This window comes from Thalassospira sp. MIT121401, from assembly GCF_047125595.1.
GTDB lineage: Bacteria > Pseudomonadota > Alphaproteobacteria > Rhodospirillales > Thalassospiraceae > Thalassospira > Thalassospira povalilytica.
In genome coordinates this window covers 616,882-633,484 of sequence record NZ_CP138926.1, presented here as the reverse complement: position 1 = coordinate 633,484, position 16,603 = coordinate 616,882, and the positions used below count along the sequence as shown (strand labels likewise).

At 55.6% G+C, this 16,603-nt stretch carries 18 protein-coding genes; 5 read left to right on the top strand and 13 right to left on the bottom strand.

From position 1 onward, the window contains the following. Positions 1–87: 87 nt before the first annotated feature. The 4 genes from SIB88_RS02950 to SIB88_RS02935 form a co-directional block, all read right to left on the bottom strand. Positions 88–492 (bottom strand): response regulator, encoded by a 405-nt coding sequence (locus SIB88_RS02950; RefSeq protein ID WP_101246513.1) that lies wholly within the window; start codon positions 490–492, stop codon positions 88–90. Positions 493–544: 52 nt separating this feature from the next. After that, positions 545–1,060, bottom strand: coding sequence for a translation initiation factor IF-3 (gene infC, locus SIB88_RS02945; RefSeq protein ID WP_101246514.1), 516 nt, complete (start codon positions 1,058–1,060; stop codon positions 545–547). Between the two features lie 231 nt (positions 1,061–1,291). After that, entirely contained in the window at positions 1,292–2,323 is a 1,032-nt protein-coding gene (locus SIB88_RS02940) for a glycosyltransferase family 9 protein (protein ID WP_412559289.1), read from the bottom strand. Beyond that, entirely contained in the window at positions 2,320–3,474 is a 1,155-nt protein-coding gene (locus tag SIB88_RS02935; protein ID WP_348656572.1) for a glycosyltransferase family 4 protein, read from the bottom strand. The genes SIB88_RS02940 and SIB88_RS02935 overlap by 4 nt, the downstream gene beginning before the upstream one ends. 116 nt (positions 3,475–3,590) lie before the next feature. Between SIB88_RS02935 and SIB88_RS02930 the strand changes: the two genes are divergently transcribed. After that, positions 3,591–4,409, top strand: coding sequence for an alpha/beta hydrolase (locus SIB88_RS02930; RefSeq protein WP_412559288.1), 819 nt, complete (start codon positions 3,591–3,593; stop codon positions 4,407–4,409). 39 nt (positions 4,410–4,448) lie between these two features. Here SIB88_RS02930 and SIB88_RS02925 read toward each other — a convergent pair whose 3' ends face one another. From SIB88_RS02925 to tsaD, 5 genes are all read right to left on the bottom strand, one after another. Continuing rightward, the gene (locus SIB88_RS02925; RefSeq protein WP_228194763.1) at positions 4,449–4,784 is read right to left on the bottom strand and encodes a Rieske (2Fe-2S) protein; all 336 of its coding nucleotides are present in this window, start codon (positions 4,782–4,784) and stop codon (positions 4,449–4,451) included. Next, positions 4,781–5,194, bottom strand: coding sequence for an EVE domain-containing protein (locus tag SIB88_RS02920; protein ID WP_101246518.1), 414 nt, complete (start codon positions 5,192–5,194; stop codon positions 4,781–4,783). Before SIB88_RS02920 ends, SIB88_RS02925 begins: the two co-directional genes overlap by 4 nt. A gap of 3 nt (positions 5,195–5,197) precedes the next feature. Continuing rightward, positions 5,198–5,476, bottom strand: coding sequence for a YciI family protein (locus SIB88_RS02915; protein ID WP_101246519.1), 279 nt, complete (start codon positions 5,474–5,476; stop codon positions 5,198–5,200). Positions 5,477–5,589: 113 nt separating this feature from the next. Next, positions 5,590–6,594 carry an NAD(P)H-dependent glycerol-3-phosphate dehydrogenase gene (locus tag SIB88_RS02910; RefSeq protein ID WP_114112345.1) on the bottom strand — a complete coding sequence of 335 codons (1,005 nt, stop codon included), beginning with the start codon at positions 6,592–6,594 and terminating at the stop codon, positions 5,590–5,592. 60 nt (positions 6,595–6,654) lie between these two features. Continuing rightward, positions 6,655–7,713 (bottom strand): tRNA (adenosine(37)-N6)-threonylcarbamoyltransferase complex transferase subunit TsaD, encoded by a 1,059-nt coding sequence (gene tsaD / locus SIB88_RS02905; protein ID WP_114112346.1) that lies wholly within the window; start codon positions 7,711–7,713, stop codon positions 6,655–6,657. 318 nt (positions 7,714–8,031) lie between these two features. Here tsaD and hemC point away from each other — a divergent pair, with 318 nt between their 5' ends. From hemC to SIB88_RS02885, 4 genes are read left to right on the top strand one after another with little or no spacing between them, the layout of a single operon-like run. After that, entirely contained in the window at positions 8,032–8,976 is a 945-nt protein-coding gene (gene hemC, locus SIB88_RS02900) for a hydroxymethylbilane synthase (RefSeq protein WP_114112007.1), read from the top strand. Between the two features lie 24 nt (positions 8,977–9,000). After that, a complete protein-coding gene (locus SIB88_RS02895) occupies positions 9,001–9,735 on the top strand; it encodes a uroporphyrinogen-III synthase (RefSeq protein WP_412559287.1) in 735 nt (244 codons plus the stop codon). 40 nt (positions 9,736–9,775) lie between these two features. Continuing rightward, on the top strand, positions 9,776–11,248 hold the full coding sequence (locus tag SIB88_RS02890; RefSeq protein WP_412559286.1) for a mitofilin family membrane protein: 1,473 nt from the start codon (positions 9,776–9,778) through the stop codon (positions 11,246–11,248). Then, positions 11,245–12,678, top strand: a complete 1,434-nt coding sequence (locus tag SIB88_RS02885; RefSeq protein WP_412559285.1) for a heme biosynthesis protein HemY — start codon at positions 11,245–11,247, stop codon at positions 12,676–12,678. Before SIB88_RS02890 ends, SIB88_RS02885 begins: the two co-directional genes overlap by 4 nt. 72 nt (positions 12,679–12,750) lie before the next feature. On the opposite strand, the gene SIB88_RS02880 is transcribed toward SIB88_RS02885, so the two are convergent. Genes SIB88_RS02880 through SIB88_RS02865 form a run of 4 tightly spaced genes read right to left on the bottom strand, consistent with a single transcriptional unit; the run spans position 12,751 to position 16,601 of the window. Next, complete coding sequence (locus SIB88_RS02880; protein WP_412559284.1) at positions 12,751–13,713, bottom strand: ABC transporter substrate-binding protein; 963 nt, start codon at positions 13,711–13,713, stop codon at positions 12,751–12,753. A gap of 22 nt (positions 13,714–13,735) precedes the next feature. Further along, the gene (locus SIB88_RS02875) at positions 13,736–14,800 is read right to left on the bottom strand and encodes a FecCD family ABC transporter permease (protein WP_412559283.1); all 1,065 of its coding nucleotides are present in this window, start codon (positions 14,798–14,800) and stop codon (positions 13,736–13,738) included. Then, the gene (locus SIB88_RS02870; protein WP_412559282.1) at positions 14,800–15,813 is read right to left on the bottom strand and encodes a FecCD family ABC transporter permease; all 1,014 of its coding nucleotides are present in this window, start codon (positions 15,811–15,813) and stop codon (positions 14,800–14,802) included. Before SIB88_RS02870 ends, SIB88_RS02875 begins: the two co-directional genes overlap by 1 nt. Then, the gene (locus tag SIB88_RS02865) at positions 15,810–16,601 is read right to left on the bottom strand and encodes an ABC transporter ATP-binding protein (protein WP_412559281.1); all 792 of its coding nucleotides are present in this window, start codon (positions 16,599–16,601) and stop codon (positions 15,810–15,812) included. The genes SIB88_RS02870 and SIB88_RS02865 overlap by 4 nt, the downstream gene beginning before the upstream one ends. Positions 16,602–16,603 lie beyond the last annotated feature (2 nt).

Here is a 16,603-nt window from a genome sequence, read left to right as displayed (position 1 = left end):
AACGGGGCAACATCACGTGCACTGCGATCTGATTTTCGCGAAACGGACTTTAACAGGAAAATTTACAGCCTGATCCCGGTGATTGGATCAAACAGCGGTTTTGATGGTGTGGGCGCGGCCGATCCACTTGTCGATTCGGCTCATGAGTTTTTCGCGATTGACCGGTTTGAGAACAAAATCATTGCCCCCCGCAGCAACACCGCCGCGCAGATCTTCTTCGCCCTGACGGGCTGTTACATAAATGATGGCACAGGCCAGATCCGGGAACTGGGTACGCACATTCAGCGCGGTTTCAAACCCGTTCATGTCCGGCATCATGATATCCATCAGAATGATACGGGGGCGCTTGGTCTTCAGAAGCTTGAGAAGCTCCGCGCCAGAGGAAACACCGACAAACGAGAAACCGCCGCTTTCGACGATTCGTTTGAGCAGAACCAGACTCTTGGGATCGTCATCGACACCAACGATCAGAAGATCATTTCCAGCTGGCATGGCATTCCCTCTTTGGCTTGGACCTTGGGGCAAAACGGCAAAACGCCGCGTCTTAACGCGGCGCCAGCACCATAATCATAACACGGCCTTCCATCTTTGGCATCATTTCCGCTTTTGCGAGATCGTCGAGATCCCCCGAAAAACGTTGCAGCATGCCAAGACCGAGATCTTGGTGAGCCATTTCACGTCCGCGGAACCGCAGCGTGACTTTCACCTTGTCTCCACCGCCAAGAAACTTCTGCGCGGCGCGCAGTTTGACATTGTAGTCATGGGTGTCGATGTTCGGACGGAGTTTGATCTCCTTGACCTCGATCACCTTCTGTTTCTTCTTGGCCTCGTTCTGCTTCTTGCTTTGTTCGTATTTGAACTTGCCGTAGTCGATCAGCTTGCACACAGGCGGTTCAGCATTCGGCGCGACTTCGACGAGGTCGAGTCCAACTTCCGCTGCCATTTCAATGCCTTCACGCACCGTCATCGGCTCCGACATATTGCCTTCGGCATCGACAACACAGATGGAACGGGCTTTGATATCCTCATTGACGCGCGGACCTTCCTTGGTCGGCTGCATCGGTTTGCGTGGTCGTGCTATGGATAATCTCCTATGGTAATCAAACAAATCGGTCACAAACAGAAACGACGAAAAGCACCGCTTGATCCGACAGTGTTTTCGTTCCGACCTCACCTAGCATATCCGCGTGCGTTCAGAAAGCAATGTTTTTAGGCAATTAAACCGGACGCAAAGCGCCATTTTCTGCGCCTTTTATTCACAAGCCCCTGTAACGGCATTTGCGCAAGACACCTAATCTGTCAGATCGAGACGGTGACGTACTTCATCCATCACCCGGTTGACGGTCAACTGACGCAGATCACTTTCGCGGATAATACTGACAGCATCCTTTGAAAGTCCGCGCGGCGCACTGAGTTTCGGATCAGATTCGCGGGAAAACAGCACAATGGACGGTGCCCCCGCAGCAGCCGCGATATGCATCGGCCCGGTATCATTGCCAATGGTCAGCACCGAACGCGCGGCAAGCGATGCAATTTCAAGGAAATCAGTCCGTCCCATAAGGTTTCTGGCCTTGGGGCACATCTGATCAATCTTTTTAAGAACGTCGCTTTCCTTGTCTGTTCCAATCAGGACCGGCGTCAAACGGTAGTCTGCAAGCTTCTTGGCCAACAGACCAAATCGTTCAGCAGGCCAGCGCTTTGCCGGACGATGTGGCGCCCCGCCCGGACAAATCAGGACAAACGGGCTTCGAATACCGAACCGTTCAAGATCAATATCCGGACCCTGAATATAAGGAAGCGGCACATCGGAAATGCCCGCGTCATGCAGTTGTTCGGCCATACGATCAATTGAATGCATCGAATCCCGGTGCGGATTGGCGTGAGGATGCGAACAGCCTCTGGCGATCCCCGACCATTCCGGTTTCGGGCCCGGCCAGAACAGCTTGTAATAAAAACCGCTGCGATCTGATGTCTGAAGATCATACACCCGATCAAACCTGCCATTGCGCAGAAAACGGCGCAGTGCCAGAACTTCACGTGGCTGGCTCAGTTTGGGGCGGCGATCAATGGCGATGGAGTCAAAATGACCACTTGCCTTCATCAGATCGACATAGGGACGGGTGGTCAAAACGGTGATATGCGCGTCAGGATGTGCTGCCCGGATGGCCGCAAACGGCCCCAAGGCCAGGATGACATCCCCAAGCGCCGACAGCTTGATAACAAGAATCCTCTCTCGATGCGGTTCTGGTGCAGACACAGCACCATCGTCAACCGCGAGAGAAATCGCAGGATCCTGGCCGGTTTCAATTTTTTGATCGGTCATACTGCGTTCCTGGTAACGCGCTTGAGCGCCTTGGCGTATACCCGCAAGGTCCGCTCAGCCATCTGTTCAAGCGAATATTCCGCAATCACGTGATTGCGTCCTTTGCTCGCCAGAATTGCCCGTTTTTCCGGCGTCAGGCTCAGGACCTGAATCAATGCTCGGGATAGCTGATCGACCTCGTTCGGACTGACCAGCCAACCGGTTTCGCCAGGCAAGACCGTCTCCATCGCGCCACCATGGGCTGTTGAAACAACCGGCCGCCCCATGGCCTGGGCCTCGGATGGAATACGACCGAAAGCCTCAGGTTCTACTGACGGACACGCAACAACATCTGCCAACATGTAAGCAGCAGGCATATCGGCACAATGGTCGACGATATGCACCACATCCTCAACACCGAGCTTGCGGGTCAATTGCAGGATTTCCTCGCGGTAGGCTGTTCGCCCCTGGTCCGATCCGACAATCAGGCAACGCACCTTTCGGTGGCCCAGCTCTTCAAGGACGGCCGGCAGGGCACGAATCAGGAAACTGTGCCCTTTCCAGCGCGTGATCCGACCTGGCATCATGATGACATATTCTTCACCATTCAGACGCCATTGGGTCGAGAGCGCAATCAGGCGTTCCTGACTGACATTTTCCGGATTAAACAGATCAACATTCGTACCACGTGGCACAATGTTCAGCCGATCCGGGTCAACCTTGTAATATTTGTTGATGTGATTGGCGATATGCTTGGAAATCGCAATCACCTGATCGCCCATGGTCATGATCGCGTTGTAACGGCGCTTGAACGGATTGGTATAGCCGGAATAGGTGCCGTGGAACGTCGTGACAAACGGAATGCCGGCCTTGCGTGCCGCGAAATACGCGCTCCAGGCAGGCGCCCGTGACCGGGCGTGAATGATATCAACCCCTTCTTCCCGGATCAGCTTTACCAGCGCGTCAATATTTCTGCGCATCACCAGAATGTTTTTGGATTTGAGCGGCAGGTTAATGTGTTTGGCGCCAAAACGGGCCAGTTCACGCTCAAGGCGCCCGCCTTGCGATGCGACAAGAGCCTTGCCACCACCATCGACGATGGCACGCGCAATATCGACGGTACCGCGCTCCACCCCGCCGGCATCAAGTTCGGGCAGCACTTGCAGAATCACGGCAGGACGATAGTCCCCGTCTTGCACTCGGGGCTCGGTTCGATAGACTGTTTCTGTCATTACTTCTGACGCGCTCATGCAACTCCAACCATCAACACCCAAGGATCCCGCCCCGGATGACACATGACATGCCGACGCCACAGCGTGAAAAGCCCCAATTTCTTGACCGACCTGACGGGTTAAAAATCGCATACCATCACGTGCCGGGCAAGCCATCTGACGTACAGGCCCCCAATACTCCCGGCGTGATGTTCCTTGGCGGCTTCATGTCGGACATGACCGGCACCAAGGCCACGCACCTTGAGGCACACTGCGTTCGGCAGGGGGTGGCTTATACCCGCTTTGACTATTCCGGTCACGGACAATCGTCGGGGAAATTCGCAGACGGGACGATCGGCAAATGGGCCAGCGATGCCATTGCCATTCTTGATGAAATCACAACCGGCCCGCAGATATTGGTCGGATCATCAATGGGCGGATGGATCATGCTTCTGACCGCGCTAGCACGCAAGGAACGGGTCGCAGGCCTGGTCGGGATTGCAGCAGCGCCGGACTTCACAGAAGATCTGATGTGGGCAAAATTCAGTGAAGACCAGAAGAAAGCGATCCTTGAAGACGGTGCGCTGATCGAACCCACGGAATACGGAGATGATCCCTATACCATCACGCGTGATCTGATCGAGGATGGCCGCAACCAGCTTTTGCTGCGCAAGCCGATTGATCTTTGCTGTCCGGTCCGGCTGGTACAAGGCATGCAAGACCCCGATGTGCCCTGGCAAACCGCCATTCGCCTGACCGAGGCACTGGTCGGCGATGATGTTCGGGTTGATCTGATCAAGACCGGTGATCATCGCTTGTCCGAACCCGATCAGCTTGCTGTCATTACCGGTCATCTGGATGACGTGATTGCAAAAACGGCGTCCCAAGGAACCTAGGATCGCCGTTTCGATCGCATTAAAACATCAACTTTGCGATCAGGCGAGAACCACGTTCTCGCCTTTGATCTTAACTGCGACCGGTTCAAGAACATCACCGGTGCAAGGACCCGAAACACATTCCCCGTCTTCGATGCGGAACCGTGCGCCGTGGGTTGAACAGATGATTTCTTCACCGAAATCACTAATGAATTCGTCCGGTTCCATTTCAAGCGGCACACCGATATGCGGGCAGCTGTTTACATACCCAAACACATCACCGCCGCTTCGAACGACAAAGATACCGGTGCCGGCAAGATTGATGCCTTTGGCACCGGTCGCATCAAGATCAGAAAGCGCGCATAAAACGGTCCCGGATTCCGGAAGACTGATCACGGTGTCACCCCGCCCATTTCACAGATCGCCGCCCAGGACGCATCATCAATCGGCATCACAGACAGGCGCGACTGTTTAAGCAATGACAGCTCGGCAAAGCGCGGATCAGCCTTGATATCGGCAAGGGTCACCGGCGTTTTGAACGGCTTGACCGTCTTGAAATCAACCTGCACGAACTTGCCGGTCGCATCGGTCGGATCTGGATAGAATTCGCGCACCACTTCAACAATGCCAACAATGCGTTTTTCATTCACCGAATGATAAAAGAACGCCTTGTCACCGATTTTCATGGTGCGCAAATTCTTCGCGGCCTGATGGTTACGCACACCGTCCCAGCCTTCGACATCTTTCTTGACCTGGTCGTCCCACGACCAGCTTCCCGGTTCGGTTTTGACCAGCCAATATGCCATGGATCAGAACACCTTCTTGAACGGGCGGATAACAACCGATTCAAAAAGCCCGGCCTTGGCATAGGGGTCATTGGCCGCAAATTCGCGGGCATCTTCGATTTTATCGAACTCGATGATAAAGACCGAACCATTCATGCCCTCAAGATCGGGATCAAGGGTCGGACCTGCCGCAACAATACGATCAGCAAAGCCACCCTTGATATAGGCAAGATGGTCATCACGATTGGCCTTACGGACATCAAGATGACCGGGCTTGTCAACGCAACGGATATAGAAATGCATGGACTGTTTCCTGCTTCTTTATGGGGTCAATAGCCATAAAGTGACAGAACCACCCGACATTCTCAAGCCGAACCAATCGGGACGACAAGGCTCGCACAAACAGCAGCCCGGCGTCAGCCGGCACTTTCCAGTTCATCGCGGAACGGACGTTGCAACAGGGCGTTAATCGTGCTGCGCAGATCGGCATTATGGTTTGCGACCTGATCGACCGCGGCACAGATCGGCATTTCAACACCGTATTTTGCCGCAACCGCCGTAATGGACGCAGCGGTATGAACGCCCTCGGTCACGGAACGACGTTCTGCAAGAATATCCTTGGCCTTGCGGCCTTCGCCAAGGGCAACGCCAAAGGTGTAATTGCGCGAAAGCGTACCGGTACAGGTCAGGGTCAAATCACCAAGACCCGCCAGCCCCATCATGGTTTCAACCCGTCCGCCCATCGCAACAGCAAGGCGCGACATTTCAGCAATTCCCCGTGTAATCAGGGCCGCGCGCGCATTGTCACCAAGCTTGAGCCCGGCAACCACACCGCTTGCAATCGCAAGGACGTTCTTGATTGCGCCTGCAACTTCGACACCGGCAACATCAGTGCTGAAATAAGGACGGAATTCCGGGGTCCCGATAAGATCGACCAGTCGCTTTCCAAGCACCCGATCTTCGCAGGCAAGCGTGATCGCAGCGGGCAGGCCAACCGCGACTTCCTGTGCGAATGTTGGCCCGGAAAGCACCGCAACCGGCACATTGCCAAGGGTCTCATTGACCACCTGCGCCATCAGGGCACCGGTTTCCTTTTCAATTCCCTTGCAGCAAATCACCGCCGGAAGATTATCCGTCCAATGCGCGGCAAACCGGGTCAGGGTTTCACGCAAATGCTGTGCTGGCGTGACCAGAAGCACAGCATCTGAATCGCGAATACCGTCATAGTTTGTTGTCGCGCGAAGCGCGCCTGGCAACGAAATACCGGGCAGGTAAAAGTCATTCTCGCCGTTATTGTTGATCCGGTCCGCAAGGTCGGGATTGCGCAAGATCAGTTCGACATCTTCGCCCGCACGCACCGCCTGCACCGCAAGAGCCGTTCCCCAGGCACCGCCACCAACAACTGTAATGCGCTTTTTCATGTTCATTGTTCCGGCAAAAATGAAGTCGTTTCGTATCGTGGTAACCCGCCCCGAGAGCTACTAGGCCTTGACGCCGGCACCGGGTCTTTTGGGGGCTTCGGGGTCGAGTGGCCAGCGCGGACGCGGCTTGAAATCAAGATCATCGCGTTCGCCAAGCCGGAACCGTTCCAACCCGGCCCAGGCGATCATCGCGGCATTATCGGTGCAAAGATCAAGTGGCGGCGCAACAAGCTGCATCCCCGCCTGATCTGTCAATTCCGTCAGACGGCCGCGCAGATATTTGTTGGCGGCAACCCCGCCGGCAAGAACCAGCGTTTTGCCCGTCGGGTAATCGCGCATGAATTCAAACACCGCATTGCGCGCCCGATCAATCAGCGTATCACCGACAGCACGCTGGAAAGATGCGGCAAGATCGGCTTTGACTTCGTCTGTTTGCTGATCGACAGGAAAACCGTCCATATATGTGCGAACAGCGGTCTTGAGCCCGGAAAACGAAAAATCACAGCCCGGGCGGCCGCGCAACGGGCGCGGCAGGCCAAAACGATCCGGATCGCCCTTTGCCGCGATCTTTTCCAGGGCGGGACCGCCCGGATAGCCAAGGCCCATCATTTTGGCAGTCTTGTCAAAAGCTTCGCCGACCGCATCATCAATGGTTGTGCCGATCCGTTTGTATTTGCCGACACCTTCGACAATCAGAACCTGACAATGACCACCGGAGACCAGCAACAGCAAATAGGGAAACGCAACATCATCGGTCAGACGCACGGTAAGCGCATGACCTTCAAGATGATTGACCGCCAGAAACGGCTTGTTGGCGGCAAAGGCAATGGCCTTGGCCGTCATGGTGCCAACCATCACCCCGCCGATAAGCCCCGGCCCGCCGGTGCAGGCAACCGCATCAAGATCGTCGAAATCGACACCGGCATCATCCATGGCCTCAGCGACCAGCCGGTCAAGATGTTCGAGATGGGCGCGCGCGGCAATTTCGGGCACAACCCCGCCATAGGGACGATGATCGTCAAGCTGGGACAAAACACGGTTTGCCAGAATTTCGCGCTTGTCATTGACGACAGCAGCGGCCGTTTCATCACAGCTTGTTTCGATACCAAGTACGATCATGGGTCTGATCCGGTCAGGGTGTGCCAAACAGTCGGCAATCGGAATACAATAATACGCCTGGCGATGATGTAGCGGAAAGTTTGCCTGCTTTCCACCCCCGACGGGCGCATTTGCCATATGCAGTTATCGCGCTTCACGCCCAACTTCTGCAATTTTCATCCAAATCCCCCGGATCGCCGACACCACGGCACGCGCGATATAAGTCAATGCGCACAACCAATCAGTTGCTATCATCACCGTGGACAGAACGGAAAATTCGCACCCGATTTCCGCTGGCGAACCTTGTTTCCAAACGATTTTACGACTAAGACTCCTGCCATGACAGATACAGCAAAACTTCGCATCGGTACCCGTGGTTCACCCTTGGCTCTTGCCCAGGCACATGAGGTCCGTGACAAACTGGCAAAAGCGCATCCCGAACTTGCAGAAGACGGTGCAATCGCCATTACCGTGATTACCACGACCGGCGACAAGATCCTTGATCGTGCCTTGTCCGAAATTGGCGGCAAGGGCCTTTTCACCAAGGAAATCGATGACGCCCTGATGGGGGGCGAAATTGACCTTGCCGTTCACAGCATGAAGGATGTGCCGACAGTCCTGCCCGATGGCATGATCCTGCCGACCATTTTGCCGCGCGAAGACGTCCGCGATGCGTTTATTTCGCTGAAATATAAAAGCTTTGCCGAAATGCCGGCGGGGTCTGTCATCGGATCGGCGTCCCTGCGCCGTCAGGCAATGATCCTGAACAAATATCCGGACCTGAAAGTCGTGACATTCCGTGGCAATGTTCAGACCCGCCTGCGCAAGCTGGGCGAGGAACAGGTTGATGCCACCCTGCTTGCGATGGCCGGACTTAACCGGTTGGGTCAGCCGGAGATCGCAACCGCACCGATCGCCGAAGATGACATGTTGCCCGCAGTCGCACAGGGTGCGATTGGCATTACCATCCGCGAAGAAGACCACCAGACCAAAGATTGGCTTGCCGCCCTTCATTGTGAAAAATCGGCCATTCGCGTGGCGGCCGAACGTGCCGCACTCAAGGCACTGGACGGTTCATGCCGCACCCCGATTGCCGCACTGGCAGAATTCAATGACGATGGCAGCATGCGCTTGCGTGTCAGCATTGTGCGCCCGGATGGCAGTGAACGACTTGATACCGAACGCCTGATTGCCAAACCCGATATGGCATCCGCCGCAGCAGCCGGCACAGATGCCGGTGAAGAATTGAAGCAACGTGGCGGGCCCGACTTTATTTCGGCCTAATCCCATAAATGGACGGGAACGCAGATGGGACCCTTGGTGTTAAATACCCGGCCCGAAACCGATTCTGCCGACCTTGTGGCCGCGCTTGATGCGCGCGGCTACCGCCATCTGTCTGCTCCGATGCTGCATATCTCGTTCCCGGCACGACAAAATCCACTTGATATCAGCCACTATCAGGGGCTGATTTTCACATCTGCCAATGGTGTGCGTGCCTTTATCGGCCTTAGCAACGAGCGCACTTTACCGGCATTTTGTGTCGGCGATGCCACGGCACGCATGTGCCAGGAGGCGGGTTTCAATTCCGTTCATTCGGCAAATGGCGACATTCATGACCTTGCGACCCTTATTCGTCAGAAAGTCATGGCATCTGATGGGCCGCTTTTTCATCCTGCGGCACGCAAAACAGCCGGCGATCTTGGCGCGATGCTGCGCGATGACGGGTATGAAATCGATCGCCAGACAGTTTATGAAGCAATCGCAAGTGATGAACTGCCCGAAGATGTACTGACGGCCATTCGCAGTCATCACATTGATGCAGTTTTATTTTTCTCTCCCCGCACTGCGGAAACCTTTGTTAAGCTTGTTCAAAGCTATAAACTTGAAGGTGACCTGGCCGGGGTGAATGCAATTTGCCTCAGCCCGGCAGTGCAATCGAAGATCTCAGACCTTACATGGCATAGAACGCACGTTGCATCACAACCGACACAAGAATACCTTCTTTCCTTATTAGGGTCCGTCGTAACGGCTTGCCGTACCTGACGCCGTTTTGGGAATAACCGCAAACTGCAATGGTCCGATCGTGAAAACACCAGAAACGCCAAAAACCAACGCTTCCGCAAAGTCGACCGATACGGAAAAGCCAACTGAAACCATTTCCGTTGACAGCAAGGGCAATGCCAGCCCGGACCCCAAAAAAGCAGATGCAACCCCCGCATCAAAACCCGGCCCGTCCGACAATTCGGCAAAGAAACCCGATAGCAGTCCCAAGGCCGAAAATCCGGCAAAGGCGGATGCCACCAAGCCTGGCTCCACATCAACGGGTGCAAAGCAACAGGACGAAAAACCGGCAAGCACAGCAGCCCGCAAGGGTGCCGGTGGCAAGGCAATTGTCATCTTTGTCCTGATCATTGTTGGCGGCCTGGCAGCTGGCTGGTTGACCCGCGCAATCTGGTGGCGCGATGCCCAGCCGCATCTGGCACAGTTTGTCCCCAACGATATTCTGGCTGAAATTGCACCGGACGGCTTTGACGCAGACAATCCGCAAAGTGGTGAAATCACAGTCACCAACGCGCCGGAAGCCGCAGGCGGATCAGAAGAAAACACCATTCCGGCACCAAGCGAAGATGCCGCAATGGCCGAAAAGGATGACGCCGAAGTCAAAACCGACGAAGAACCCCGTCCGACCGTAACCGGCATGGACAGCGAAACAGCCGACGCAGCACCGATCCCGGACGGGGCGGTTGTGGTCGATCCGGATTTGACCGAACGACTGTCGCGTCTTGAAGGAACGATCAATGCGCTGCGTGAACGACTGAACAGCGAACGTGGCGACACACTTAACAATACGGTTGCCCGCCGCATGGCCGAGATCGAGACCCGTACCGCCCCGATCGAGGAACTGGCACGCGTCGAAAGCGAACTGGCCGGTGTGGCCAATGAAATGCGTGAACTGTCCGCCCGCCTGTCGACCATGGAAGAAGAAGTTCGTGCCACCACCGGCCTTCGCGTCGAAAGCCGTGGTCAGGCCATCGCCATGGCCGTTACCATCCTGCGTGATGCGCTTCAGCGGGGTGGACCGTTCATGATTGCCCTTAATCAGCTTGAACGCAGTGCCGGCGATGACGCCGTGATCCTTGATCAGATCGAAACCCTTAAACCACTTGCCGAACAGGGTGCACCAACCATCGAAAAACTGCGTCAGTCTTTCCCTATCATGGCGCAAGAAGCCGTTGCCGCCGCGACCGACGATCATTCGGGGAGTGTCCTTGATGCGACCTGGGCCAACATCAAAAAGCTGGTTCCGATCCGCCGTGTCGATGCCGCAGGCGAAGAATCCCTTGAGGGACGTCTTGTTCTGGCAGAAAACGCCCTGGCGCAAGATGACCTGGATGGCGCGGTCGCGGCACTTAGCGGCGTCGAAGGTGAACATGCACAGGCTGCTGTGCGTGACTGGCTTGATGCAGCCAAACGCCGTCAGACCCTTAACGCGTCGATTGCAACCCTTAGCGCCCACGCCATCGGCCTTCTGACCGGGGCGGAGGACAGCCAATGATCCGTCTTCTGACCTTTATTCTGATCACGGCTGTTCTGGTTTTCTGCACCGTCTGGTTTGCCGACAACCCGGGCAACATGACGATTGTCTGGCTGGGATACCGGTTTGACGGGTCGATCGGCATGGTTGCACTTGGCCTTCTGGCCTTGACCGTGGTGATGGTGCTGGTCTGGCGTGGCTGGACAATGATTGCAAATTCGCCGGGCTGGATCGGGCGTTTGCTTGGCAGTCGTCGCCGCAAAAAGGGCCAACAGGCATTGACCATGGGGTTGCTTGAACTGGCATCGGGCGATGTGCGTCAGGCCCTGAAACATACCCGTGCGGTTGACCGTTATCTTGAAGATGACACCCTGACCCGTCTTCTGACAGCACAGGCCGCCGAACTGGATGGCAATAACGACGCTGCCAAACGCCAGTTCGAAGCGATGCTTGAAAAGCCGGACTCGGCATTTTTCGGGCTGCGTGGACTGTTGCAATTGGCCCTTAAGGCCGATGACCGCGAAGCGGCACTTGATTACGCCGAACGGGCCCACCGGTTGCGTCCGCGCAACCCGGCGGTAATCGTGACCCTGTTTGACTTGTTGCTGACGTCGCGACGTTGGGACCGTGCATTAAGCCTGCTGGTGGATGCGCAAAAGGCATCGGTGTTCGATGAACAGGAACTGACACGTCGTCGCGCCCTTTTGATCACAGCCAAGGCCGAAGACGCCATTGCGGCTGGTGAAAATGCCGAGGCGATCAAACTCCTGCGCAAGGCATTAAGCGCATCCGCCGAATTCACCGGCGCGGCCGTCCTGCTGGCGGGTCTTTATCGTGACCTCAAACAGGATGCCAAGGCCCGTGACGTTGTCATGCAAAGCTGGCGTGTTGCGCCGTCAGCAGCACTGGGCACCATTTATCGTGAAACCCTGACCGGCGACCCGCTGATACAGGTCAAATCGGTTGAGAAGCTGGTGGCAACCAATCCCGAACATGTTGAAAGCCAGATCGTCCTTGCCGAAGCCGCCCTTGAAGCGGACCTTTGGGGGGTTGCGCGCAGCAACCTTGAAAAGGCAATGGCATCAAAAGCCGAGGCACGCCATTACCGGCTTCTGGCCGATCTGGAATTGCGTGAAAATCAGGATGGCGCAAAGGCCCGCGATCTGTTGATCAAGGCCAGCCACGCCAATCCTGATCCGGATTGGCGTTGCGGGGCGTGTGGTGCGGAAACTGATCGCTGGGTCGTATCCTGCCCGTCCTGCCATTCATTTGGCAGCGTAGATTGGCGTGCCCCGCTGCGCGTCCATCAGGACAACACAGCCAAATCACCTGACACCCGTGCAAAAGATCCGGTCGCACTGGAACAGGATGGCACCGTCATTGACCATGATAATGACGATGCCCCGTCCCCGACCGATCAGCCGTCAAAAGGCAACCAGCCCGCGATTTAAAATCGTGCTGGCCCGGACAAAGAAACAAACCCCTGCAACCATGTTGCGGGGGTTTGGTTTATATCAGCCATGCTATTTCGATGTCGCCCAGGCTTCGATTGCATCAAGCGTGTGCCGCGCACTGGCGACCGTTGGCGTGGTTACGGCAACCGAATCAAGATAAAGAACCCGGCCTTCCTTGTGGGGGCGCAGGAAACGATCCCATCCGGGCACAATGGCATTCAACCGGTCACGAATGGCAGCCTGACCACGATCCGCACTGACATAACTGTTCATAATAATCAGAATATCAGGATTAAGGCGGGCGAACTGTTCGGAACTCAGGGGCACGGCGAAGCCTTGGCCATAGCCCGATGCCTTGCCACTGCCTTGAAGGTCTGCACGACGATATCCCAGATCCTCGATCGCCTGAATGACACCGGACATGTTGCTGACGACATTGATCTGGTCATAAATGATCACCGCCAGATACGTCTTTCCGTCCGGGGCTTCGGGCAATTTGGCACGCACATCATCAAGCTGGCTTTTATAATCGGCCATCAGGGCATCGAAATGATCCGATACGCCCAGAAGATCTGCCAGTTTTTGCTGGGTGCTGAACCCGGTGATATCCGGGGTCCGGATGTTTTTGAGATAAACCGGTGCGACAGATGACAGGATATCGGCCTTATCCGCGTCACTTTCCCCGCCAATGATCAGGTCCGGTTTCAGGGCACTCAGTTTTTCAAGGTCAATATTCCCCAGCGGACCGATACCAGAAATCCCCAGATCAGCGCCATCCTTGCCCAGAACGGTCTTGATGAAATCGACCCGCAACATCGAACTGCCATCATCGTTGCGCCCGTAAGACCCGACAATATCAAGCCCAAGTTCAAGGATCGGAATCCCCAATAGCGGTTCTTGCAAGACAACAATACGTTCGGGCCTATCGGGCATGGGCACGGTACGCCCGCGATCATCCTGCACATCGTGACTTTGTGCATGTGCCAGTCCGCTTGCAACAATCAGCGCCAGGGTCAAAAACAGCTTGTGCATGGGAACTCCAATCAATCGGGTATCAACCTGTTCGGGCCTGTGAAATGGTCCGAAGACGCAGGGAAATGATAAAAATCGGGGCCCCGATCATCATGATGGCAAGCCCGGTCGGCAGTGCCACCTGATCAGGGCCAAGACGCGTCAATCCATCGGCCGCCACCACCAGAACACCCCCGGTCATCGCCGCCAGAAACAGTCGCGCCCGCCCCTTTGCCGGGGATATGAAACCGGCAAGATGCGGGGCCATCACACCCAGAAACACCAATGGTCCGACCGCGGCGGTCGCCGCGGCCGTCAACAGCACGGCAACAATCAGAATGGCCGGCTTGGTGATATGAACGGCCTCCCCCAGGGCCAGCGCCATATGGTCACCAAGGTCAAGACTGCGCAATTTGCGACCGATCACCAGAATTGCCGGAATGGAGATAACAAACCATGCCGCAAAACTGCCAACAGCCGACCAGTCGGAATGGAAAAGCGACCCGGCCAGCCAGCTTGAAATCGCGTGTGACTGTTCGGGCGGCGCATATAGGATCAGGATCGATGTCACCGATGACAAAGTGGTTTCAACCGCAATCCCCATCAGCAAAATGCCAAGCCCCCCGGAATGATGACGCCCGACCAGTACCATCAACAGCACGGCCACCGCCAACCCACCGGCAAATCCGGCAAGGGGGGTAAAGATCAACGGCAATCCGGGAAAAAGAACCAGAACAAGCATGATGACCACAAGCGACCCCTGGCTCAGCCCAAGCAGACCCGGATCCGCCAGCGGATTTTGGGCAAGTGATTGCAACATCGCCCCGGTCAGCGCAACGCACCAGCCTGCCATGAACCCCATCAGAATGCGGGGCAGACGGATATCTGCAATTGCAAATGCGACATCACCAGAGACAGCATCGCCATCAAACAATCCGACAAGGTCGGAAAATGTGCTGTCGGTTGATCCTGTGGTCAAAAGCGCCACACCACCGACCACAGCAACCATCATCAGGATCACCGCACAGGTCAGATTATGCAGACGGATTTCCAAACCACCGGAAAATCTGAGAACAACATATCCATGAAGACCGGTCGTCAAACGCATTACAATGACCTCCGCAATCCGGGGGTCAGGTAATAGCGCCGCACGACAAAGGCAAAAACAACGCCACCGAACAGGTCCATCATCACGCCGGTATGAAGAACAAACGGGCTGAAGGCCAGTCGCGCAACCATGTCGGCAATCAGACAAATGCTGGCCCCGACCAAAATGCAGCCCGGAATGATCATTGTCTGCTTTGCCCCGACCAGTGGTCGCACGATATGGGGCACAACCAGACCGACAAACCCGATCGGGCCGCAAATTGCGACCGCCGCACTGCTTGAAAGAACCACGGATGCAATTGCCAGACGCGACACAAGGACAATATTCACACCGGCAGATGCCGCCTTTTCCGGGCCAAGGGCAATAAGGGTCAGCGCGCGCGACAAGATCAGAAGCACGACCACACCACCGACGCCAACCGGCCACATCTGATAAAGGCGGTCGATATAGACATGGTTGATATTGCCCGTTACCCAGCCAAGGAACTCGTTTCGAAGTTCCGGCGTCGATAACAGCAAGGCATTGGCAATGCCGATAAACAGCATTGAAACCACCGCCCCGGACAGAATAAGCGACAACCCCCGCGGATTGCCATCCATGCCCGACATACGTGCAACCATCAGACAGGCGCCAAATCCGCAAATCCCGCCAGTCAGCGCCGCAATTCCCTGAAATGCGGATGAAATCCCGAAAAATATCACCCCGCCAACCACAAACAGGGTCGCACCGGCATTGATCCCCAAAAGTGCGGGTGATGCGAGGGGATTGCGCATCAATCCCTGAAGCACAGCACCGCTGCATGCCATCACCGAACCGACAAAAACGGCAATCAATACCCGTGGAAGACGTTGATAGATCACGACAAAATGGTCGTAATTATCCGCATCAAAGCTGAAAAACGCCAAAATGATGTCTTCGGGTGCAATATTGGTCGCCCCAAGTGACAGATTGGCAAAAAATGCTGCCATCAGGATCAGAATGAAGGCCGAAAAGACCTTTGCACGTCCGGTCATTCTGCGCGAGCCCGCATCTGTGCGTCCTGACGCGGCAAACAGACAAGACGATCTTCGCGCATGAAAACATCGGCATCGAAATCAAAGACCATGCGGATGTTTTCCGGTGTGATCACCTGTTTGGTCGGGCCGCAAATACCTGCTTTGCCCTGACGGACCATCACAACATGGTCGGCAAATGCCGATGCCAGATTAAGGTCGTGCAAAACCGTGATGATTGTTTTGCCATGCTCCTGACCCAGACGGCGCACCAGATCAAGCACGGCATACTGGTATTTCATATCCAGATGATTGACCGGCTCGTCCATCAGAATGATGTCGGCATCCTGTGCCAGAACCATGGCGATCCAGGCCCGCTGGCGTTGCCCGCCCGAAAGTGAATTGACCGGCACATGGGCCATATCGGATAGCCCAACGGTGCGAAGAACATCTGCAAACAATGCCCGGTCCTGTGCACTTGGCCCGCCAAACAGGGAATAGCGTGCATATCCGGCAAGTTCGATCAGCTCACCCAGAACGATATAATCCGGGCAATGGTTTTCCTGTGGCAAATAGGCGATGCGCCGTGCCAGGGTTCGCCGCGGAATATCGTCGATCGGAACATCATCAAGGGTGATGGTCCCGGCTGATTTTGGCAAAAGACCAAGGATCGCCTTGAGCAGTGTCGATTTCCCGCATCCGTTTGGCCCGACCAGTGCCGTCACACCGCCTGTGTCGAACTGCACCGAAAGTCCGTTCAGGACCGGTGATTTTCCATAGGAAACAACAAGATTTTGGGCAGACAGCACGT